This window comes from Neobacillus terrae (assembly GCF_011393025.1).
Classification (GTDB): Bacteria; Bacillota; Bacilli; order Bacillales; family Cytobacillaceae; genus Neobacillus_A; species Neobacillus_A terrae.
Window position 1 is genome coordinate 50,583 of sequence record NZ_JAAOEO010000018.1, and the last position, 21,978, is coordinate 72,560.

Annotated in this window: 22 protein-coding genes and 1 pseudogene; 2 read left to right on the forward strand and 21 right to left on the reverse strand. The window is 39.1% G+C overall.

Annotated elements, in window-relative coordinates; genetic code table 11:
* Positions 1-10: 10 nt before the first annotated feature.
* The 12 genes from G8761_RS20190 to G8761_RS20245 form a co-directional block, all read right to left on the reverse strand.
* The gene (locus G8761_RS20190; protein WP_166029776.1) at positions 11-364 is read right to left on the reverse strand and encodes a Rieske (2Fe-2S) protein; all 354 of its coding nucleotides are present in this window, start codon (positions 362-364) and stop codon (positions 11-13) included.
* A gap of 24 nt (positions 365-388) precedes the next feature.
* Entirely contained in the window at positions 389-1,474 is a 1,086-nt protein-coding gene (locus G8761_RS20195; RefSeq protein ID WP_166029777.1) for an amidohydrolase family protein, read from the reverse strand.
* A 26-nt stretch (positions 1,475-1,500) separates the two neighbouring features.
* Positions 1,501-2,562: an Ldh family oxidoreductase gene (locus G8761_RS20200; protein WP_166029778.1), complete on the reverse strand. Its 1,062-nt coding sequence runs from the start codon at positions 2,560-2,562 to the stop codon at positions 1,501-1,503.
* Between the two features lie 74 nt (positions 2,563-2,636).
* Positions 2,637-3,398 carry a fumarylacetoacetate hydrolase family protein gene (locus G8761_RS20205; RefSeq protein ID WP_166029779.1) on the reverse strand — a complete coding sequence of 254 codons (762 nt, stop codon included), beginning with the start codon at positions 3,396-3,398 and terminating at the stop codon, positions 2,637-2,639.
* A gap of 33 nt (positions 3,399-3,431) precedes the next feature.
* Positions 3,432-4,115 (reverse strand): GntR family transcriptional regulator, encoded by a 684-nt coding sequence (locus G8761_RS20210; protein WP_166029780.1) that lies wholly within the window; start codon positions 4,113-4,115, stop codon positions 3,432-3,434.
* 151 nt (positions 4,116-4,266) lie between these two features.
* Positions 4,267-4,995, reverse strand: a complete 729-nt coding sequence (locus tag G8761_RS20215; protein ID WP_166029781.1) for a carboxymuconolactone decarboxylase family protein — start codon at positions 4,993-4,995, stop codon at positions 4,267-4,269.
* Positions 4,996-5,016: 21 nt separating this feature from the next.
* The gene (locus tag G8761_RS20220; protein ID WP_166029782.1) at positions 5,017-6,078 is read right to left on the reverse strand and encodes a zinc-dependent alcohol dehydrogenase; all 1,062 of its coding nucleotides are present in this window, start codon (positions 6,076-6,078) and stop codon (positions 5,017-5,019) included.
* Between the two features lie 22 nt (positions 6,079-6,100).
* Positions 6,101-7,303, reverse strand: coding sequence for a thiolase family protein (locus tag G8761_RS20225; RefSeq protein WP_166029783.1), 1,203 nt, complete (start codon positions 7,301-7,303; stop codon positions 6,101-6,103).
* Complete coding sequence (locus G8761_RS20230; protein ID WP_166029784.1) at positions 7,303-7,959, reverse strand: 3-oxoacid CoA-transferase subunit B; 657 nt, start codon at positions 7,957-7,959, stop codon at positions 7,303-7,305. Before G8761_RS20230 ends, G8761_RS20225 begins: the two co-directional genes overlap by 1 nt.
* Positions 7,956-8,639 (reverse strand): CoA transferase subunit A, encoded by a 684-nt coding sequence (locus G8761_RS20235; protein WP_166029785.1) that lies wholly within the window; start codon positions 8,637-8,639, stop codon positions 7,956-7,958. The genes G8761_RS20230 and G8761_RS20235 overlap by 4 nt, the downstream gene beginning before the upstream one ends.
* A 153-nt stretch (positions 8,640-8,792) precedes the next feature.
* The gene (locus G8761_RS20240) at positions 8,793-9,470 is read right to left on the reverse strand and encodes a cyclase family protein (RefSeq protein WP_166029786.1); all 678 of its coding nucleotides are present in this window, start codon (positions 9,468-9,470) and stop codon (positions 8,793-8,795) included.
* A gap of 51 nt (positions 9,471-9,521) precedes the next feature.
* A complete protein-coding gene (locus G8761_RS20245; protein WP_243450099.1) occupies positions 9,522-10,469 on the reverse strand; it encodes a 3-hydroxyacyl-CoA dehydrogenase NAD-binding domain-containing protein in 948 nt (315 codons plus the stop codon).
* Between the two features lie 347 nt (positions 10,470-10,816).
* Here G8761_RS20245 and G8761_RS20250 point away from each other — a divergent pair, with 347 nt between their 5' ends.
* Positions 10,817-11,158, forward strand: a complete 342-nt coding sequence (locus tag G8761_RS20250; RefSeq protein WP_166029787.1) for a DUF3870 domain-containing protein — start codon at positions 10,817-10,819, stop codon at positions 11,156-11,158.
* Positions 11,159-11,250: 92 nt separating this feature from the next.
* Here the strand turns inward: G8761_RS20250 and G8761_RS20255 are convergent, their stop codons facing one another.
* The 5 genes and pseudogenes from G8761_RS20255 to G8761_RS20275 all read right to left on the reverse strand — a co-directional run bounded on the left by G8761_RS20255 (position 11,251) and on the right by G8761_RS20275 (position 16,358).
* Entirely contained in the window at positions 11,251-12,051 is an 801-nt protein-coding gene (locus G8761_RS20255; RefSeq protein ID WP_166029788.1) for an alpha/beta hydrolase family protein, read from the reverse strand.
* Between the two features lie 266 nt (positions 12,052-12,317).
* Complete coding sequence (locus tag G8761_RS20260; protein ID WP_243450100.1) at positions 12,318-13,205, reverse strand: alkaline phosphatase family protein; 888 nt, start codon at positions 13,203-13,205, stop codon at positions 12,318-12,320.
* A 337-nt stretch (positions 13,206-13,542) separates the two neighbouring features.
* Positions 13,543-14,424 (reverse strand): annotated as a pseudogene (locus tag G8761_RS20265) (LysR family transcriptional regulator).
* 242 nt (positions 14,425-14,666) lie between these two features.
* Entirely contained in the window at positions 14,667-15,266 is a 600-nt protein-coding gene (locus G8761_RS20270; protein WP_166029790.1) for an MEDS domain-containing protein, read from the reverse strand.
* Between the two features lie 159 nt (positions 15,267-15,425).
* A complete protein-coding gene (locus G8761_RS20275; RefSeq protein ID WP_166029791.1) occupies positions 15,426-16,358 on the reverse strand; it encodes a S66 peptidase family protein in 933 nt (310 codons plus the stop codon).
* A gap of 333 nt (positions 16,359-16,691) precedes the next feature.
* On the opposite strand from G8761_RS20275, the gene G8761_RS20280 reads away from it, so the two are divergent.
* Positions 16,692-17,180 carry a J domain-containing protein gene (locus G8761_RS20280; protein WP_243450101.1) on the forward strand — a complete coding sequence of 163 codons (489 nt, stop codon included), beginning with the start codon at positions 16,692-16,694 and terminating at the stop codon, positions 17,178-17,180.
* A gap of 52 nt (positions 17,181-17,232) precedes the next feature.
* On the opposite strand, the gene chbG is transcribed toward G8761_RS20280, so the two are convergent.
* The 4 genes from chbG to G8761_RS20300 all read right to left on the reverse strand — a co-directional run bounded on the left by chbG (position 17,233) and on the right by G8761_RS20300 (position 21,973).
* Positions 17,233-17,940, reverse strand: a complete 708-nt coding sequence (gene chbG, locus G8761_RS20285; RefSeq protein ID WP_166029792.1) for a chitin disaccharide deacetylase — start codon at positions 17,938-17,940, stop codon at positions 17,233-17,235.
* A 403-nt stretch (positions 17,941-18,343) separates the two neighbouring features.
* Positions 18,344-19,120 carry a Cof-type HAD-IIB family hydrolase gene (locus G8761_RS20290; protein WP_166029815.1) on the reverse strand — a complete coding sequence of 259 codons (777 nt, stop codon included), beginning with the start codon at positions 19,118-19,120 and terminating at the stop codon, positions 18,344-18,346.
* A 75-nt stretch (positions 19,121-19,195) separates the two neighbouring features.
* Positions 19,196-20,530, reverse strand: a complete 1,335-nt coding sequence (locus G8761_RS20295; protein ID WP_166029793.1) for a 6-phospho-beta-glucosidase — start codon at positions 20,528-20,530, stop codon at positions 19,196-19,198.
* A gap of 105 nt (positions 20,531-20,635) precedes the next feature.
* The gene (locus tag G8761_RS20300; protein ID WP_166029794.1) at positions 20,636-21,973 is read right to left on the reverse strand and encodes a PTS sugar transporter subunit IIC; all 1,338 of its coding nucleotides are present in this window, start codon (positions 21,971-21,973) and stop codon (positions 20,636-20,638) included.
* Positions 21,974-21,978: the final 5 nt, after the last annotated feature.

Here is a 21,978-nt window from a genome sequence, read left to right on the forward strand (position 1 = left end):
GAATAAAAGTTTATAAATGAACAAAAACTTTTCCATCTTCCTCTGTTACTTCATATGTTTTAACACGCACATTGTGAGGATCAAATAAAGAACATCCAGTCCTAATATCAAATTCCCAGCTGTGCCAAGGGCATTTTAATATCTCTCCGTCTTTTACAAAGTTATATTCACCCGGTTCATTTGCCGTACATGTTCCGTCAAGAGATCCATCTGATAGGGCTGGTCCTTTATGGGGGCATACATCCCGAAGGGCAAATAATTCACCCTCCTTTGAACGGATAACCACAACTGGTATGCGATCAATTTTTAAGGATTTCATTTCTCCTGACTGTAATTCTTCTTCCATACAAACTGGATGCTTCATCTACTGTCTCTCCTTCCTTTGGTTTTAAAGCTTATACAAATCAGCTGCATTATTATAAAGGATTTTTTCCTTTAAGCTCTGAGGAATTTTTGGTGGCAATGTGCGCTTTGGCGAATCAAAATCCCAGTGAGGATAATCACTGGAGAACATAAGCATATCCTCAGAACCCATCATGTCCACAATTGATAAGAAATGCTCAGAAGAAATATCATTCCATGGCTGAGTACTGAATTTCATATTGTCTCTGAAATAATCGCTTGGCATCCGTTTTACCCATGGAGTTTCCTGTCTGAGCGCTTTATAAGCTGAATCCATCCGGTTCATCATAAATGGCACCCATTCAAACCCACCTTCAATAAAACCAACCTTTAAGTTCGGGAATTTATCAAACACTCCGTTTGTAATTAAACTGATGACTTGTGTCATATAAGCCTGCGGGTGGGCAGAACGCCAGGCGACATAATATCGGAGAAAATCACCTCCTGAAACAGATATATCTGCGGACAGGTGCATTCCGATTGCAAGACCCATTCGGTTCGCTGCTTCAAAAATTGGATGGTAGTAAGGATCCCCCCAGGCAAAGTTGCCAACGGACAACATGACTTGTACCATTTGCGGGTGTGAGCCTACTCTTTCAATCTCTCTTACCGCTGCCACTGGATCACGAGGGATAGTGATTGATCCTAACAATCTCTTATCCCGGTTCAGGAATTTTTCAATAGTGTAATCGTTGTAAGCAGATGCCCTTGCCGCAGCAAACTCGAACCAACCTGTCGCAACTGTACATTCATGAAACCATCCGCCGAGGACGGCGTAGGTCATATCATTTTCATCAAGCAATTGTTTTTGTAAAAGTTCAAAGCTTGAGCCTGGAGGACCAGCTTCCGGGAACGCATCATTCCTGTGCTTTGTCCCCTGCCTTACCTGATGGAAAGGCGTGGTTTTAATTGGCTTCCATTCATAATCAGTAATATAGCGCTTCCAATGATCCGATAAATAAGGAACCAGATCATGGAGAGACGAAAGTTCATGATGGACGTCTGTGTCGATTACTTTTAATTTTTGCTTTAATATTAGCTGATTTGCTTCAAGTGTTTGCTCGGTGCCCATACTTTTTCCTCCTTTAAAAATACCATCTATAAACGTGTGACTTCGCTCGGGGCCAGACCACTTAAGCCTAACTGTTCTGCCATTTTATTTAAACTTGCCAGGGTATCCTCTTCTATATGGATTCCTTTTTCTTTGTTTCTTTTCTCTTTAAGGAATTCAATTTCACCAGGAAGGTAAATTTCTGAGACTCCCTGAGCTTTTTTAGAATTTTTTATAAAAGAAACCAGCTGGTTGATATTTTCATAGTAAAGTTCCAAAGGAATAAGCTTTTTAATATCGATGGCAAGCATAAAGTGAGAGATGGATTGTTTTTGATTCACATCATACATAGAAGGAATCATTTTGGAAAAAGCCCCTCCTGTTAGAACTCCGGTCAGGATCTCGATCATTAATGCAAGGCCAAATCCCTTCGGGCCGCCAACTGATGATAGGAATCCTCCGTTTATAACCTCATCAGGTTTTGTTGTAGGCAGCCCTTTTGCATTTACTCCCCAACCTTCAGGAATAGCTTCTCTTTTTTCCTTCGCATAAAGTACTTTTCCAAAGGATGTATTACTCATCGCCATGTCTGCTACAATTGGAAACTCAGTCCGTGTTGGAGCTGCAATTGAAATTGGGTTATTTCCGATTACTTTTTCTGCACCCCCAATGGCAGGCATTAAAGGAACTACATTGCTTAATACAATGCCGATCATGTCTTTTTTGGCAGCCATTAAGGAATAAAATGCTGTGATTCCAAAGTGGTTGCTGTTTTTTACAGCTACAAGCCCTACACCTGACTCCTCGGCCTTTTCAATCGCCTTTTCCATTGCCAAATATCCTGCAACCTGCCCTGAAGAGTACCCTGCATCCATTAGGGCCAGTGCGCCGTTGTCTGTTTCATAAGAAATATTAGCTTTGGTTTCAATAAGTCCTTTTTGCATGCGTTCCACATAAATGGGAAGCCTCATAAAACCATGGCTGTGAATTTCTCTTAAGTCAGCCTCCATAAGTGCCTCAGTAATAATCTCTGCTTCATTCTCCGGCATGCCAAGTTTAGTAAAACATTTATTCGAAAAATCTTTTATTTTCTCTGCTTCGATTATCATGAAAATAGCCTCCCGGATATCTAGTATTCTATGAAAAATATTTTGTTATCATTTAGGGTAATGTAGATATAGTGTTAATTAGCGATAACATAGTTTGTTAAAGTACCGATTCCTTCAATCTCCAGCTTTATTTCATCACCCGACTTCAATGGACCAACACCAGAAGGCGTACCAGTGATAATGATATCCCCTGGTTCCAGTGTCATAACTTCTGTTACTGTTTCAATCAAGCTTTCAACGTCATGGATTAAATCATTTGTATTGGAGTGCTGACGGACTTCACCGTTTATGCTCAGTTTGATTTCTAAATTGTTAGGATTTAAATCGGTTTCAATAACCGGGCCTAATGGTTTATATGTAGAAAATGATTTTGCTCTTGTAAACTGTCCATCTTTCTTTTGTAGATCACGGTCAGAAACATCATTGCAGCATGTATAGCCGATTACATAAGATAATGCATCCTCTTTGCTAACCTTATTGGCAGTTTTGCCAATTACGACTGCTAACTCCGCTTCATAATCAATACGGTGGTCCAGATAAGGAAGGAAGACCTCTTCTCCTTCTCCGACAACAGCACTTGGGGATACCATGAAAATCATTGGCTCTTCTGGAAGAGGCTTTCCGCTTTCTTCAGCATGCAATGCATAGTTCAATCCAATTGCAATAATCTTTCCTGGTTTTACAGGAGGAAGCAGCTTAACTTCACATAAAGGAAACACGGTATCTGTCTTTTTTGCTTCTCCATTTAAAAAGTCACCATCCAATTGATGTACCTGGTCACCATCCAAAACACCATACTTCACTTCATCATTAGTTGAGAATCGTACGTATTTCATTTTTTCAGCCTCCTGTTTGTAAAAGATTTTAACTTATTTATTTTCTTCGATAAGCCCATTCAGTCTGTTATAAAAATCCCATTGTTTTACTCTAAGGATCTCTTTTCCTGCTCTCGCCTTGTGCCTGATCATCGAGTTTTCTGCCAACATACCGTCCTTGTTTGTCAGTGCGGAATAAATTTCCTCATGCTCCTGCATTGAGAGTTTGATATGGCTATCATTTTCTTTAAACAGTGATGGATATCGATTTGTGTTGCTCCATAAATCCTTAATTGTACGGAAAAGCAGCTGATTATCGCATTCTGAATAAATTTTTAAATGGAATTCAATATTCAACTCTTCAAAACGCTCATATTTCTTATTTTTAAAAGCAACTCGTGAATCATCAAGTATTTCACGAAGTTCTTTCAGAGTCTCTTTCGTAAGAGCCTCTGCAGCCAGCCTTGTTGCAAGCCCTTCCAATTCAACCCGCAGTTCAAATATTTCTTGGATATCTTTCAAAGAAAGTGTGCTGACAATAGCTCCGGTATGTGGCTTAAACTCAATTAACTTCTCGGCTTCCAGTTGGTTCATAGCTTCCCTAATAGGGATTTCGCTACTCTCGAACCGTTTCGCCAGCCGGCTGATCACCAGTTTTTCGCCAAATTCATACTGACCATTTAGTATTTCTTCTCTAAGCTTTTGATAGATTAATAATTTTTTTGTTTTATATTGCAATAAAGACCCCTCCTACCGTAATCGCTTTCATCCTATATCATATATGATATAGGATTGGTAGATAGATGGTCAACTGAATATTCTTAATTTAATAAAAAGAATATACAAAGGGAATTGGAATTGTCATTTCAATTCCCTATTTAAAGATAAATTACAAGAAATCGCTTCCTTCAAACCATGCAGGTATGCCAGCTGTTAGTAAGCCTACAAGGGAAATTTCTGCTATTTCTTCATCGGTTGCCCCAAAATTTCTAGCTCCCTTTACGTGAAGTGCGACCCCTTCTTTATATCTTTCACAGACATTAATACCTACCAGTAATAGTTCTTTAAGCTTCCTTGAAACTGCCTGCTCCTTTAATACTATCTTTCTTAAGCTGCAGTACTGGATTAAGACATCAGGGTTATGCTTACCAAGTAAGTTTAACCATTCGGGCACTGCACCTGATCCATCCCTGAAAAAATTGAGGCATTCTTCCACTGAAGTAAAGCCTTTCTCCTCATGGACAGGTTCGATTGAGTACTGGCCTTTCAAATCATTCAGGGCATAGCTAATCGCCTTAATCCCAGTCATCCATGCTGGAATTCCCCTCGAAATAATACAGGTGGAAATGATTTCGATGATTTCTTCTACGGTTGCTCCCGCATCGATGGCGCCTTTTGTGTGATACAGCATACTTCTCTCATATCTTCTTGCTGCATTGACGCCGACAAGGATCAATTCTTTATCCTTCTGCTTCATTTTTCCCTTAACCAGAATTTCATTTCTTAAGGCTGTATAATGGTCCAACGCTGTCGGGGAAAATTGATGCATTTTACTAGCCCACTCAGGGACCTGTCCATATACCTTTTCAAAATACTCTAAACCATTGAATTCAGCCATGCTCATTATCCGCCTTTCTTTTTAAGGTATTAAAATGACCTTAACGCCTTGTTTATTGATCCCTGTTTCAAATCCTTCTAAGGCTTTCTCTATCGAGAATGTATGGGATACTAGTTTTCGGTAAGGATACTTGCCGGAAGAAGCCATAGAAATGGCCCTGTTCAAGGTTTTTTCCGTCACCCCATATACTCCCTTAACTGTCACCTCGCCGCGAACTATTTCATTCGATGGGAGGGTTGTTTCTTTTGCAGAGATACCCACAAGCAAGAGTTCGCCCCCTTTTGAGCACATGCGTACTCCGGAAACCATCGACTGATGGAACCCGCTTGTTTCAAAAACATGGTCAACTCCCTGGGAATTCGTTAAAGCTGAAATGGCTTCCACTTCGTTTACCTTATCAGCGATTACAATGTCTGTAGCCCCTAATTCTTTAGCCAGTTCAAGTCTTTCCTTGTCAGCTGCAAGCCCAGTTACAATAAGCTTTTTTAATCCATAGTTTGATAGGGATGCAACAAGTGAAAGACCGATTGGGCCAGGGCCAATAACAACAGCTGTACCGCCTGGAAGGACGGAAGCCCGCTCCAAAGCTCTTACACCAATTCCAATGGCCTCCAGCATAGCGGCAACCTCAATTGGTAATTCCTCAGGAATTGGCAAAATATTTTTATAATAAATGGCTGCATATTCTGCCATCCCACCGTCCTGGCGGAAGCCATACTGGAGAGATTTTGCAGGCACTTTGTCCATTGCTCCCTTGCCATGGTCACAAAGATTTGTATTTCCCTTTTGGCAGCTTGCACATTCACCGCAAGGCACATAAGGGTTAATTAACACACGCTGTTTTACCAAATGCTCGTGTTCCTGATTTCCAACTTCAACAACTCTGCCGGCAAACTCGTGCCCAAGGACAACAGGAACGTTAACCCATTCATACGCATTCATTCCGTGATACATATGTAAATCACTGCCACAAATACTTGCACCTTCCACCTTAACAAGGACCTGATTTTTTTTAAATTTCGGAATTTCAACTTCCATTATTTCCACACCTTGTCCCCGGTGGGATTTTACTACTGCTTTCATGGATTTCTCTCCAATCTGCCTTTTATTGTGCGCCTGCAAGTTTAAAAACTGTAGCAATTCCCTGACCGCCTGCAATACAAAGTGTTGCAAGTCCCCATTCCTGCTTTTTCTTTTTCATCGCATGAAGTAAAGATACACAGATACGGGCACCACTGTTTCCAATCGGATGGCCCAATGCAATTGCACCTCCATTTACATTCACTTTTTCCATTGGTAGGTCCAGTTCTTTAATAACAGCCAGGGCTTGTGCGGCGAAGGCCTCGTTTAGTTCAAACAATCCGATATCTTCAATATTTATGCCCGCCAATTTTATAGCCTTTTGACTTGCCTCAACAGGGCCAATGCCCATTCTGTCCGGCTCCACTCCCGATACACCGAGTGCAATAATTTCAGCTAAAGGTTTCAGATTGTATTTTTTCACTACATCTTCTGAAACAATTAAAAGTAAGGAGGCTCCATCATTTAAACCGGATGCATTTCCGGCAGTCACCGTTCCGTCCACTTTAAAAGCAGGTTTTAGAGCAGCAAGCTTTTCTAAATCCGTGTTCCGAGGGTGTTCATCCACTAAGAAAGAAAAGGGATCACCTTTTCTTCTTGGAATCTTAACAGGGATGATTTCATCCTGAAAGCGTCCTTTCTCTATTGCCCGGAGAGCTTTTGTCTGGCTTTCGAGAGCAAAACGATCTTGTTCTTCCCTTGAGATCGAGTACTCTTCTGCTAGATTTTCAGCTGTTACTCCCATGACAAGCCTTCCATAATCTTCTATCGGCTGAGATCCTGGCTGGCTTTCTTTATTAGGGTCAAATAGTTCTGCATTTCCTGAAAGATAACCATAACGCGCTTGTCTCATATAATACGGCGCAGTGCTCATGCTTTCGACTCCTCCGGCAATGATGGCGTCTGAAGTCCCTAGCTTAATCGACATAAAAGCATTATGGATCGCCTGCATTCCCGATCCGCACTGGCGGTTAACAGTGTAACCAGGTACAGTAATAGGATACTTGGATTTCAACAAAGCTTTTCTGGCTATGTTCGCATGGTCCTGGCTTTGTTTGGCCTGGCCGATAATTACTTCATCGATTTCTTTAAGAGGCACAAGATTCTTCTTTTCCAGGCTTTGAAACAATGGAAAAAGCAGGTCGTCCGGCTCTACATCTTTCAAACTTCCCCCAAGCTTTCCCACTGCTGTACGCTCTGCACTCACGACAAATACCTTATTTTCCATTATTTACTCTCCTTTCTCCAATTGATTTCATAGTCCGCTTCTGTATTTCGTGCTACCTCCTCAAGTGTTACTCCTGGCATCAGTTCAATCAGCTTAAGCCGGTCATTTACAAATTCAAACACAGCGAGTTCGGTAATAATGGTATTTACTTTTCTCGTTGAGGTAATGGGATAAGTACAGCTCTTCACCAGCTTAGGCTCTCCGTTTTTTGTACAATGGTTGGTGGTAATAATGATCTTCTTTGCACCGCTTAGAAGGTCCATTGCTCCTCCAACTCCCATAATGTTTTTGCCCGGTACTGCCCAATTGGCAATAAATCCTGATTCATCAACCTGGAGTGCTCCAAGGAAAGCCATTTCGACATGTCCGCCTCTGATCATCGCGAATGAATCTGCACTATGAAAATACGAAGCTCCTGTTTCTTCTGCTACAGGAAGTTTTCCGGCATTAACAAGGCCTGGATCAAAATTGGAAGGATGCTTTAACTCACCAACGCCAAGCATCCCGTTTTCAGTATGAAAGAATACTTTGTCAGAATCTGCATATTTTGCAATCAACGTAGGAATACCAATACCAAGATTAACAGTTGCAAACGGTGTAATTTCTTGTGCAGCCCTCTGGGCAATCAACTCCTGCACGTCTTTGAGAGTGTTCATCTTTCCACAACTCCTTCCCTAGTTAGAATGAGTTTGCTTTTTACAATAGCATCAATATATAAATGCGGAGTGACAATTTCTTCCGGCAGTAGCTCACCCGGTTCCACAATTTCATCTACCTCTGCGATCACATAATCGGCTGCTGTTGCCATGATAGGATTAAAATTCCTCGTAGTTTTGTAGTATATGAGATTTCCAAGTGTATCAGCTTTTTGAGCTTTTATTAAAGCCACATTTGCCTTGAGAGCTTCTTCGTACAAATAATTTTCATCGTTTATTACACGTACTTCTTTGCCTTTGGCCAGCTCTGTCCCTACTCCTGTTTTCGTATAATACGCTCCAATGCCTGCGCCACCTGCACGGATCGATTCAGACATCGTGCCCTGTGGCATAAGCTGGATTTCTAGCTTCCCAATATTAAAATGGTCACCCACTTCACGGTTGCTTGTAAAATAGGAACCTATTGCTTTCTTTATTTTTCCCTGTCTTAGTAAAATCCCCAGTCCTTTACCGGCTTCTCCAAGATTGTTGCTTATAATGGTTAAGCCGTTAACTTCCTGGCGGGTCAACTCATCAATTAATGTTAGTGGAGCACCAACAAGCCCAAATCCGCCGACCATTATGGTGTCACCTGATTTCACATTTTGCATGACTTCTTCAGCTGTCCTGATCTTATCCATATACTGTCACCTCTTTTTTTTGAATAAAAAAAGCCCAACCAAAAGAAGAGGAAGAATCCCCGTCTTTTGGAAAGGCTAGGCAATCTTAACTTAAATGAAAAGGGTAATTTCCATCATTAAGATTATGACTTCCCAATACTATATTTTTGAATCCTACCATTCTTCAATAGCAAGTGCCCTGATAGGAGAGCCAGTCAGCCCTTTTAAATTAAGCGGCGTTCCGATAAAGTAAAAGGACTTCTTTGATAGCTTATCAAGATTGACGATATTTTCCATAATTAAGATATTGCGGCCAAGCAATGTTAAATGCACATCTCTCTGCATATTGTCGTTGATGTCAGCATTCGCTAAATCAAGGCCAATCGCTTTAAGCTTATGGTCTACCACCCATTCTGCCACTGATGGAGCAAGAGATTTACACTGATGGAATCCTTCACCGTTCCATTCTCCTGGCCAGCAGCGGAAAAGAACAATATCGTCCTCTTTAATCGAAAGGTGTTCTCTCTCAACTACAGTTTCGATCATTTCCCTCGTAACCGGTTCATTCGGAGCCTTGTCAGATACGTCGATTACTATTGCATTCCCCATTGTTGCATCGATTGGAATTTGCTCAATGGTAAGGCCATCTTTGAAAAAGTGGTAAGGTGCATCCATATGGGTTCCGCTATGGTCGGACATCATAAAAATTTTGCTTGCATAACCCTCACAAGGAGCTGAATACCGAGGTTTGGAAAAATCATGTGTCACATGGTCCATCATCACCACTTTCGGATGTGATGGAAAAGAAACCAGTCCATCATATAGCAATACTGATAAATCTACTACTTTCATTGTCTCCCCCACCTTAGCTGAATATTGGCTGCCTTTTTGGCAGATATGTATCTATTTTTCTAATTGATTGACCCAATGGATCAATTGGAGCATCTTCGTGTTTTTTTCCTGGCTGATGTTTTTTTGCTGATTTTCATCCCATTCGTAAAAACCCTTGCCCGTTTTAATTCCCAGCTCACTGTTTGCTACTTTTTTGGCAAGCAGATCAGCGGGTTCTGTCCTGTTTTCAAGGTCTTTATACAGATAGGATGCAATATGATGATGTACATCCAAACCGTTTAAATCCCGCTGCTCAAGTGGACCGGTAAATAACATTCTTACCCCTATGCTCCATCGGACAACTGTATCAATCTCTTCAGCGGAAGCAATTCCTTGTTCCAAAAGGGATATTGCTTCCCTCGCCATGGCGTGTTGAATGCGGTTTCCGATAAAACCGGGTATATCCTTTTTTAATAAGACCGGTTTTTTATCAATTTCTTTAAAAAAATCCATTACCTTATTACTGACTTGTTCAGAGGTTTTGTCGTTCCTAATAACCTCCACTAAAGGCACAACTTGTGCTGGCATGAAAAAATGGGTGCCAATAAAACGCTCTGGATGCTCCAGTTTCTCTGCAAGCATATTAATAGGAAGACCAGAGGTATTCGAAGCAAAGATGACAGTGGAATCGCAAATGGTTTCAAGCTGGCTTAATAATTCCTGCTTAAGCTCCAATATTTCCGGGATGGCTTCTATAACAAGCCAGGAATTCTTAACTTCCTCTAGATCTTCTGTAGTCTTAATATTTTGCAGGACTCCCTCTATTGATTCTTCTGTTATAAATCCCTGTTTAACCAGTTCATTCATTTGCGCATAAATTTTACCTAGAGCATCTTCAAGAATGTTTTGAAACTTATCATAGAGGATAACGCTTACATTCTTCTGTGCAAATAGCTGGGCAATTCCAAGTCCCATGGCGCCAGCACCTAAAATGGCGATCTCACCTTTTAATTGTGGCAACTCATCTCCTCCTCCCTTTTGCCAAAGATGTACATAAAAATAAAAAACCCAGCTGCCCAAGGAAAAATAAGAATTACAGATTCTTATCTTCAATGGAAAAGCTAGGTATTCTTAATGAAATGAAATGGGTGAATTTCACGGTTAAGAAGATGCTTTTCTATCAATCTTTTATTATCTTTTCGATTAGTAAGATAATTCATATTTTTATATTATTTTATAAAAAACTTTTCGTCAACTCTTTTATAATGTTTTTCTGAAATATTTTAATTTTTAGCTTTTATTGTTATGATGGAAATAGAATTAATCATAACTCAATATACTTACAAAAGAAAAAGGGAGGTTTTTTTATGATTCCTAACGAACTTAAAACTGTATTAGTAACCGCATATGCCAAGGCCCCACAGGGCAGTGCCATGTATGAAATTTATAAGCATGCCGGAATTATTCTGGAAATTGACCCGGAAACTGATATTATTGTAAACGCAGAATTTACCTTTATAACGAATTTGGCACAGGACTTCTTCCAAAGGATGATTATCGGATATAATCTCTCAAACGGAATTGATGAACTGATCGATCATATCGAAAAACATTATTTTGCACCTTCTACCGGATCTGTAATTGTTTCACTAAAGGCTGCTTATAAAAGATACATAGAAAAAATAAATAACCTCGCTACTGTAAAATGAACTAGAAACAAAAGAACCCGGTACTTTCTAAGAATCGGGTTTTTGAATACCATATTACTTTAGAATTTAATTTTACAAAAACTTACTTTGAATCATAAACTTTCCTCTAGCCATTTCTGTAATGTTAAAGTCAGTTCTTTACGTACATTGGTATAGAGATGCTCTGTTTCAAACGTTTTAGTTAGAAGGTGTTTTGCGTTTGCTTTTTCGAGCATGACGACCAAAGGATCATGAAAATATTCCTTTGGCAGTTCCTTATCATGTGTTGCAGCAGTTAAAAGCAGCCTTCTGTTGGCTAACTCCGGTGCGAACAGGAATGTATTCCACTTGTCAATATTATCGCGAACTTCTTCAAGGATGTTTTCAGGCGTACTGCCATTAAGAAAAAATGTACCTTCTTTTAACATAGCATACAACTTGTCTTCCACTGCTGGATTTTGATCCATCATCTGTACAAACAAGGCAAAATTTGCTCCAGACATAGAGACAATAGTTTTTATGGAAGGGTCCAATGAGGCGGTTTTTAGAGCTAAAAATCCTCCAAAACTATGCCCTATCAGAGCAATCCGATTCACATCTATTCGATTTTCTTTAGTCAAATCATCTTGTTTTATGTATTTAATTGTGGCTAAAACATCCTCAAGTGAATTTGTAAAAGAGAAATCCCCCTTGCTTCCCCATGCTCCACGGTAATTTATCACCAAGACATTCCATCCACTTTGATGAAGAGATGTAGCAATATCAAAATTCATTACAACTCCAGGGAAACCATGAAGCATGATTATTGTAGCGTGTGGACCTTCCCCTTCCGCGATATACATACGCCCGGCAATCGTATCCTCTCCACTTGGAATTTTTAATAAGACTAATTTTCCTGAAGTATCGCTATCCATAATATCTCCACTCCAATCTCATCTCTGCATACCGTAGCCTTTTTAAAATTTTCTATAAAAAAGGCTGTTTCTCCTGCAAAAATATCCTTATAGGACAAAACGACTTCGGTGACTAGTCCTCTTTTTCCAGAAACTTAAGGACAATACCCTTTGGTGAGGAAAAATTGTGATCGAAAAACTTTCTCTATAAGGAAGAAAATCTTAGAAGTGGAACCAGCGATTCCGAAGATAAATCTTTATTTTACAGAACCTAAGAAGGATCCACTTTACTCCTTCCATATTTGTGTAATGGGATGGGCGTTTTTGCTGGCTCCTGCATGAGATAATCCATATATGTCTTCTATCGTTCTTAAAAGATCGAAGTGATTTATTTCTTCATTATAAATCCCATTTTTAACCATTGGTCCTACTAAAAAAGTAGGAATCTTGTTTCCTTGAGACTTATCATCTTCATCCCATGTAACAATTAATAGACTGTTATTCTTTTCCGTCCATTTTACATAAGGATCAAGATGAAGCTTTAGCCAATTATCGGCCTGACGAATGGTTTCATCGTGCATATCGTTTCTTAGAGTCGGAATCACAAAAGATACGGTTGGCAGCTTATTAAAATCAGACGGAAAGTTTTTTAAAGGCTGGTTGGCGCTTTTCGGAACGTTTGTAAAGTTGACCCAAGGATTGTGCTTGCGGGCATATCCGCTTGGATCATTTGTTGATGGTCCATTAAATCCAACTGATGGCATTCCTTCCGAATACCCTTTAAATGTTAAATTCTTGTCCGCCAGCTCACTAGCAAGATTGGGTGTTGAAAATGTTTTTTTAGGTACCCTATCTCCCGTAACTCCCTGGTTTGATCCGGAAAATAAATCGAGATAATTAGGCTGGCTTGGGTGCTCAATTGCATGGTAATTCGTTAAATTTGCTCCCTTTTTCATCAAGGAATTCATATAAGGTGCAGAAGGATTTCCCGCAATTTCCTTATGAGAATGGTTTTCCTCAACCACAATAACAATATGACTTATTTGAGGAAGACTGTCAGTTGCTTGATTTTGAGCTTTTTCTACTTTTTTGACTATTTTTTTAGGTTGTTCTTTTGAACAGGCGGATAATATGAATATAAATGCTGCTAAAAGGATTAAAATGTTCTTTCTCAAATGGTGCACCTGCTTTCTTGGGATCATGTATCAAGAATAATATTACCCCTAAAAAATATTTCACTAACAAAAAAAGAAGCAGGATAACTCGCTTCTGAAAATTTATTATTTACTTTCAGTTAAAGCCAAGTTTGTTCGAACCCTTTTTTGATTTCTTCGTTCGCATTTAATAAGGGGGCTGGTATAGTGAAGGATACTTTAATCATAATGTCTACCGGTGTTTAAATGACCTTACGGAAAACAGTGATTTCCATGGTGGCCAAATCCCCCATAGCTGTAATGGTAAGAACTTTTGTATATCTGATTCTGCCATTAGCAAAAAAAAATTTTAACAAAACTAATCGTTTTGTCTATCGTTCATATAGCGAAGAAATTCTCTCGTGATATAGGTAACATACCTGTCCTTTTTTAGATTAACACCTAATTCCAAGGGATGACTGGATTTGTTATTTTAATCGCTTTAACGGTTTCATGATTGATCTTTTTTTCAATAGCTGAGGAAGAATGGCTACACCAATGTTTTGTTCGACCATTGCTACGATAAAATCCCTTTTTGAGCTCTCAAAAGATACCTTTGGAGTAAAACCTGCTTTTATACATTCTTCAATAATTTTGTCATGAAGCATAAAAGCCTCATTAAATAAAATAAAGGACTCCTCATGTGTACTTTCCAATGAAATTTCGGTTTGTGATGCAATTGGATGAGAGCTGTGAACCAACAGCTGCATCACCTCAGAAACGAAAGGAATAACATGGAATCTATCCGCTTCCACCGGCAAAACCACAACGCCTAAATCTATCTCCCCATCCTCCACCAGCGCTTTAACCTTATTAGCCCCGACTTCTGTTATTTGAATGGTTATTCCAGGATATAAATCCTGAATCTCTTAATGATCTCCGGGAAAAATAAAACCCCTATGAGAGGTGGTATGCCAATTTTGATTTTCCCCTTCTTCAAATTCATAAGGTCATACAGCAGCAAGGACACTTCATCAATCGATGCGAGTATTTTTTGTCCCTGTTCAAAAACGATCTCACCTGCATCGGTCGGTTCGATTTTTCTGGAGGATCGGTCAATGAGCTCTACCTCCAGCTCATCCTCCAGACTTTTAACCATCTTACTTAAGGTGGGCTGAGTTAAATGTAGTATGTTAGATGCTTTTGTAAAATTCTTTTGCTTTGCTACTTCCACAAAGTAGCTTAATTGTTTTATGTCCATAATCTTTACCTCACTATAGTTATCATGCATAGTTGAAAGAAGAATAATTCGTTTTACCTATAGTGATAAAGATAATCAAGGAGAGATGCCTTCTGCGGTAAAATCTCTCAGAAAAATAAAAACTCGCCCTTAGGCGAGGAGTATAATTTGTGTGGACCTATCTAAATAGAGAAACAAGTTTGTTGGTCATGTGATTCCCCTCTAGGCCCGTGGTAGTTTTAGGTTTCATTCTTGATAAACCGCTATAGAATTATTTTCTTATAGTCGTCATTAGATGTTGAAGAATTCTCAGTTATTGGAATGATATCATTGTCAGTCATAAAAAACGCATGGTGTTTCATTAACTTCTCTTTAAGAGTATCCGAAACTCGCTCTGCATTGTAAGCACAAACTGTAATTACTTTCATATTCCCTACAATTTTATTAACGGCATTTTCAAATTCTTCTAGTGTAGTTTCAAAATCTTTTCGATCTCCCCATTCGACATGACCCCATGTTCGGATAGACATGTTTTTTTCCATATAGGGATTAACGACTTCTGAAAAGTAGGATAAAATGGTTTGGGGATAAAAATTGTTATTCAGCCAATAAAATTTAAGGTTATTAAAAAAACGTATTTTTTTTAGTTGTTCCTCTGTTAATTTCATTTCCATTCTTTTATAAATCAGTGGATAAATTCTCTCGTTTTCAATCATTATTATATAATCTTCCTGTTCAATACCAGAAATAATGTAAGAAACAGCATTTTGTATATAACTTTCCAACTCACAAGAATAATAGAATACATGAACGCCTTTCGACTGCTCCAGATGATTAGCAAGTTGAGAGATTTTTTTATCCAAAATGGGCATTCTCCTTTATACTACAGTCTAACGTTAGATTATGAATTTTATATATATTTAGTTTACTCTTTCTAAAAGAAATATAATATCTTTTTATTATAGTTGCTCGTATAGCCAATGATTTCCATTTTCCTGGTGAAAGGAAGGCCAAGAGAATTCTCATCCACTTGGCCAGCTTACCGCAGGTTCTAGGAGTGTAATTCTGTTATTTACAGTATCAAGATTCACATTTGCACCGATTGGAATGGTTGCTTTATAGATACCATGTGAGGTGGTTAAATTTTTGATTAAAGGCTTACCCAACGGTACTAACATTTCATTAATGATATCATCCCAGCTTTTTCCATAGGATTCAGCACAGTTAGTGCATTCACCAAGTATAATACCAACGCAATCTCTGAACTTTCCGGCAGATTTAAAATGATTTAAATAACGGTATACTGTATTTATGGGTTCAGTCTTTTCTTCCAAAAGAAGAATCTTTCCTCTAGTATCAATCTCAAACGGTGTTCCTAAACTGTCTACAATGGAAGTTAAATTACCTCCCACGATCCTTCCTGTCACATTTCCCGAAACTAAACTGGTGAGTGGAATATTCGGTGGATTTACGATTTGTCTTGGTGAAGTAAATGTAGAAACAGCCGAATAGAATGAAGTATAGTTAAATGGAGGTGTTGATGGAAGAAAATCTTCAAGCATTAAACCTAAAAAAGTGATCATTCCTGTAAACTGGTACAACACATTTAAAACAATAGAGATATCGCTATAACCAGAAACAATTTTTGGGTTTCTTGCAATGATCGGATAATCTAAAAATGGCAAAATCCCCAATGAGCCTGTTCCTCCCCGGACAGATAAAATCATTTTAACTCTAGGATCCTTGAACATGCTCATTAAGTCAGAGGCCCTTTGTTGGTCAGTTCCTGCCAAAAAACCGTTTTGTGCATAAACGTAATTTCCCACTACAACATTAAAACCGCTATTTTGAAGATTAGTGATGGCTTGATTAATTTTTTCCGCCGGATACGGACTAGCCAGAGATACAACTCCAACGGTATCTCCCGGCAGCAATGTAGGTGGACGTGTTGCCATAATGGTTCCTCCTAAATATAGATCCCCCCTTATGAATATGTATTTTTGGGCATTTTGGTTACTTTCATCTCTTTAACCATCCACATAGAAATGTGGCAGTACTTCCGCTTTTCTTCATATAATATATATTCCTTTGATTGCTTAGAATAGTTTCCCTCTCTTCATCCTGTTCATTTAGACGTAACCTTTCTTTTCCTGATACTTCTTGTAAACATACTTTAATTTAATGTTACACTTTTGTTCTTTTTCTGAAAAAATTCAATGATATGATGGTTCTATGTGCAATCTGAAGACTGACAATCTAGTTTTGAAAAAAAAAGAGAGTGAAAACTAATGCTGAACATAAAAGAAGCTGCAGAACAATTAACTTCTGCTGGTATTACCACCACTGACACAGAAGTAATGAGATGGATTGAGGAAGGGAAAATTAAGGCTGATATTTACCAAACAAGAAAAATAACATATAAAATCAGTATGAAAGATCTTACCGATTTTATATTAAGGCAGAAAACAGCGAACCTTGTTACCAAGTTAGATGAGGCAAATCGAGAAAACCAAAAATTAAATGAGGAAATCCAACTTTTCAAAACACGCTTACATATTGAACAATCAAAGGTCCGCACACTAAAAAAATTGCTGAACACACAGATTGAAGAAACGGCGCCTAGTACCATTGGCGATCTGCTTGGTTTAAGCCAGAACCAGAACAGCCAGATACTAAAAAAAGAATTTAAAAAGCTTTTAAAAGCTCTCCATCCTGATCGTGGCGGAGATGAAAGGCTTTTTAAGGTTTTTAATGAACATTACGAAAATCTAAAATAACTTTTAAATAAAATCCACATCCTGAATAAAAGGATATGGATTTTTATTTGTTCTATACTAATGATACGCTCTCAGGCAATTTTACTGTCGTCAATATTTCAAGCTCCTCAAGGCGCGGCCTTGCATAGGAAGAACACCCGAGCAAGATTTTGTCCAAATATGCTGGATGAGTCATAACCTCAACAGTTTTCCCATCTTCCACTTTTTCTGCTAGGGATTTAAAGAAATCGGAGTGGACTCCTTCTCCATAAAACTCTGATAAAGAGATATCTGTGAAAGGCTTTACCCCTTCTAGAGCTTTCTCTCCATCTACCCTGGCCGGCAAGTTGTATTTATTAGATAGCTTCTGCACAACAGGGAGAAGTTTTTCCAAGGTATGTACGTGATGATGACTGTCAAAATGGGTTGGTGTTAAGCCTGATTTCAAAAACTTTTCTATTTGAGCCGTCCATTCTCTTTCAAGTTCCTCTAAAGAAATGTCTATATAATCATTTAAATAAGCTTGCGAATGAAAGTTGCCTTTTTCATCAACAAGAGAGGGAACATCCTGCAATAAAGGTTTACCTGCAGTAAGCACTAAATGGATGCCGACAGAAAGGCTGGGATTATTTTTAGCCAGAGAAATCGCATGGTCTGTACCTGGCATATTCATCATCATCGTTGTTGAATTAACAATGCCATATAAGTGGCTGTCTATTATTCCATGGTTAACCCCATGGCACAAACCAAAATCATCTGCGTTTACGATTAGCTTAATCATTTTTGTGCTCCTTTTGTTGAAAGAATATATGAAAATATTTGATTTAATCGCCTGTTTACAAGTTCTATTGTTACCCCTTATGTTCCTGAATACAGGTTTGGGTCACAAGAAGTGGAGTATCGTTCCCCCTATTTCTCCAGAAGACGAGTTTGGGGTCACAATAAGTGAAGTATCGTGCCCCCTTTTTGTTTGGAAGACAAGTTTGGGGTCACTAAATGTGTCTTTAGTTACCCCTTTTGGCTTTGAAGACAGGTTTTGGGTCACTAAATGTGTCTTTAGTTACCCCTTTTGGCTTAAAAGACGGGTTTTAGGTCACTAAATGTGTTCTTATTTACCCCCAATTACTTCTTAAAACCGGTAGGGGGACAATAATTGATTTGCATAACCATTTTGGGTTTTGGGTTTATAACAACACAAGCATTTTTAGGCCGTGCAGGATTCCATTGTCATTGATGTCCTTAGTGACATATTTGGCTGCTTGCTTTACCTTGTCAATTGCATTTCCCATTGCTACCCCATTCCCTACGAACTCCAGCATTTCGATATCATTCAATCCATCACCAAATGCACAAACAGATTCTTTTTCAAATCCTAAATGGTTAATAACCACTTCTAATCCTTTTGCTTTTGACCCTCCGGCGGGCAAAACGTCAGACACATAAGGGTGCCAGCGAACAAAATTCAGATCGCTAAATAAGGAAGAATAATGTTGATTCTCCTCTTCATAACAAAATAACAAAGCCTGGTAGATCTCCCTATTTTTAAAATAGTGACGGTCAAACAATAACGGGTGCTCCATTGTTATTGGGGATAATATTTCTTCAGCATATATATGCAGTTCAAACATCATGCTCATATTGTCCTGGTCGACAAACACCAAGGGGTGGTTTAGTTTAAAAGCATTTTCATGCAGTAAAGCTAAAGATTTTGAACTCAAAGGATTTTTAAAAATGACTTCTCCATTGTGTACTGCATATTGACCATTCAGGTTTATATAAGTATGAATAACCAGCTCATCACGAAGTTTTTTAAACATAAATGGAGCACGCCCTGTCGCAAAGGCCACTTCATGCCCTTGTTCCTTCCGCCTTTTAATGGCTCTCTTCGCCGTGCCTGGCAGCTGCTGATCCTGATTAATGAGCGTACCATCAATATCAAAAAATATTAATCTTTTATTCAGAAGGCTCTCCCCTCGCCTTAACAGAAAAAAGATTAAAGGAAGTCCTCGACAGGAGCTTCCCTTAAGTAACTTCAATTATTGGTTGCTGTATTCGTGAACATTGAATTGAGGAAGAAACTCTTTGTGTGCTTCCAGCATTTCATCAAGAATGACTTTAGCAACTCTGTCACTTGGAACAAGCGGGTTGATAGTCATTGCTAATAAAGCAGTATTGTAATCACCTGTTACGGCAGCTTCAATTGCTACTCGTTCAAATGACTTGATTTGCTGAACAAGCCCGTTAACGGCAACAGGAAGTTCGCCCATTGCGATGGGTTTAGGGCCATCTTTAGAGATGACACAGCTAATTTCAACTGCAGATTCAAAAGGAAGATTAGCAATTGCACCTCTATTCATCGTATTAACTGCCTGTATGTCTTTTTTGTCAGTATACATAGAATGGATGAGCCTTACTGCTGCATCGCTGTAATAAGCGCCACCGCGTTTTTCTAACTGTGGCGGCTTAATTGATAGATTCGGATCTTTATATAACTCGAACAATTCATCTTCAAGCTTTTTAACAACCAGGGCTCTAGTTCCGCCTTCTTCGTAGTTTTTCAGCTCTTTTTTCAGCATGTCACCGGACTTGTAATAATAGTTATGGTACGGGCAGGTCATGACATTTAATGCCTGTAAAAATTCAGGCTCCCAGCCCATGGCCTCTATATTTTTCATGGTGATGCTTTTTTCACTGTCAGCAATTAAGGATATAACTTTGTTCTTAACAGAAACACCGTCAACATAAACATCCAAGCCATAAACCATATGATTTAATCCTGCAAAATCAATTCTTACTCTGCTATGTTCAACATCAAGTAATTTTGCGACGCCCATCTCCATTCCAATTGGAACATTGCAAAGGCCTACTACTTTTTTGATGTTGCTATGTCGAAGTACAGCTTCTGTCACCATGCCTGCAGGATTCGTAAAGTTAATTAACCATGCATTGGGGCAAAGCTCTTCCATGTCACGGCAAATGTCCAAGATGACAGGAATGGTACGAAGGGCTTTGAACAATCCGCCAGGTCCATTGGTTTCCTGTCCAAGTACTCCATGCTTTAATGGAATACCTTCATCTTTAGCCCTTGCATCCAGCAAACCAACACGAAATTGCGTTGTAACATAGTCCGCATCCTGTAAAGCCTGCCGTCTGTCTAATGACAAATGAATATCAATCGGTACACCGGATTTTTCTACCATTCTTTTAGCGAGACCGCCCACAATCCCAAGCTTCTCTTTTCCAGCTTCAACGTCAACCAGCCATATTTCACTTACTGGGAGCTCATCATAATATTTTATGAATCCTTCGATTAACTCTGGAGTATAGCTTGAACCTCCGCCAATTGTTACGATTTTTATTCCTGTTTTCATTCTGTTCACCTCTGTATGATTTTAAGAAAAAACAGCAGCTCAGGTCATTTCCACCTGAGCATGTTAAAAAGCAGATTAAATTTCTCTTGCTATTTTTTAAGACTATTAAACACTAAAAGTATCTTTTGATTGTGGTACAGTTTGTGTCTGCTGTCTCTTCGACTCCAAGCGGCCCTGCAGGATAACAAACGGGATGTAGATCGCAATTGAAATCCCGAAATTCACCAATGATAAGATTGCGCCTGAAATATGGCCTCCCGTAGCCAGCCATCCGCCTATTCCGACTGGTGTTACCCAAGGAATATTAGCAACCACCGGGTATACTAAGTGAGATTGAATAGCCAGGTATGAGACTGTAGTCAAGATAACTGGTGTAGCAATAAAAGGTATTAGGAAAAGGGGATTGAGTACAATCGGCACCCCGAAAATAACCGGTTCATTAATTTGAAATAGTCCTGGTGGTGCGGCGATCGCAACCAATTGCTTCTGGCGTTTTCTGGCCATGAGCATAAAGGCAACAAGTAATCCCAATGTGGCTCCAGAGCCTCCAAGGTTTACAAATGCATCAGCAAAACTTCCAGCATAAATATGGTATTTATCCATATCAGTTACATGATCTTTATATAGGTTAATATTATCTGTACCTAATTTTGTAAGAAGAGGTGTTTTAATTCCTTCAAGAATATTGTCTCCATGTAATCCAACTGACCAGAATAAATGAATCAATAAGGTTACTAAAATAGCAAATGGAAGTGAATCAACCGCACCGCTTAAAGGCTCTACCAGTACTCGGCTTAACCAGTCATTGAAGTATTCTCCATTTGTCATCATTCGGAAAACTAATCCAATAAGACCCATGATAAATACAGTTCCCATTCCTGGAATCAGGCGGGCAAAGCTTCGTGCTACAGCTGGCGGTACACCATCAGGCAGTTTAATTTCAAGCCGTTTAACTCTTGAAAGGCGGGTGAAAATTTCTGTCGCTATAATTGCGATGATAATAGCGGTAAAAAGAGCAGTTGCGCCAAAATATTTGTTTTGCATTAATCCCCAAACTGGATTTTTAAGACCCTCTACCTGAGCAACCTGAGGTATTAAAACAAAAAAGCTTGCACCGGATACCAGCATAGCTTCAAAACCATCATCACCATACGATTTAGAAAGTTTATAAGCAATACCAAAAACCGCAAAAATACTCATAAATGCCATGGTACCCCACCAGATGTCGCCACCCAGCATGGTCCAATTTTCGCCAAAAATTGCTTTCATCATCGTACCGTAAGGTTTTATTAATTCACCGATATTATTGAATAGGACAGCGAAGGATCCAACCATGGTAATGGCAAGCATTCCTACAAACGTGTCACGAATGGCTATAAGATGACGCTGACCACCTAATCTGGCTGCATAAGGCAAAATATATGTTTCTAGAAATTTCATCATATAGG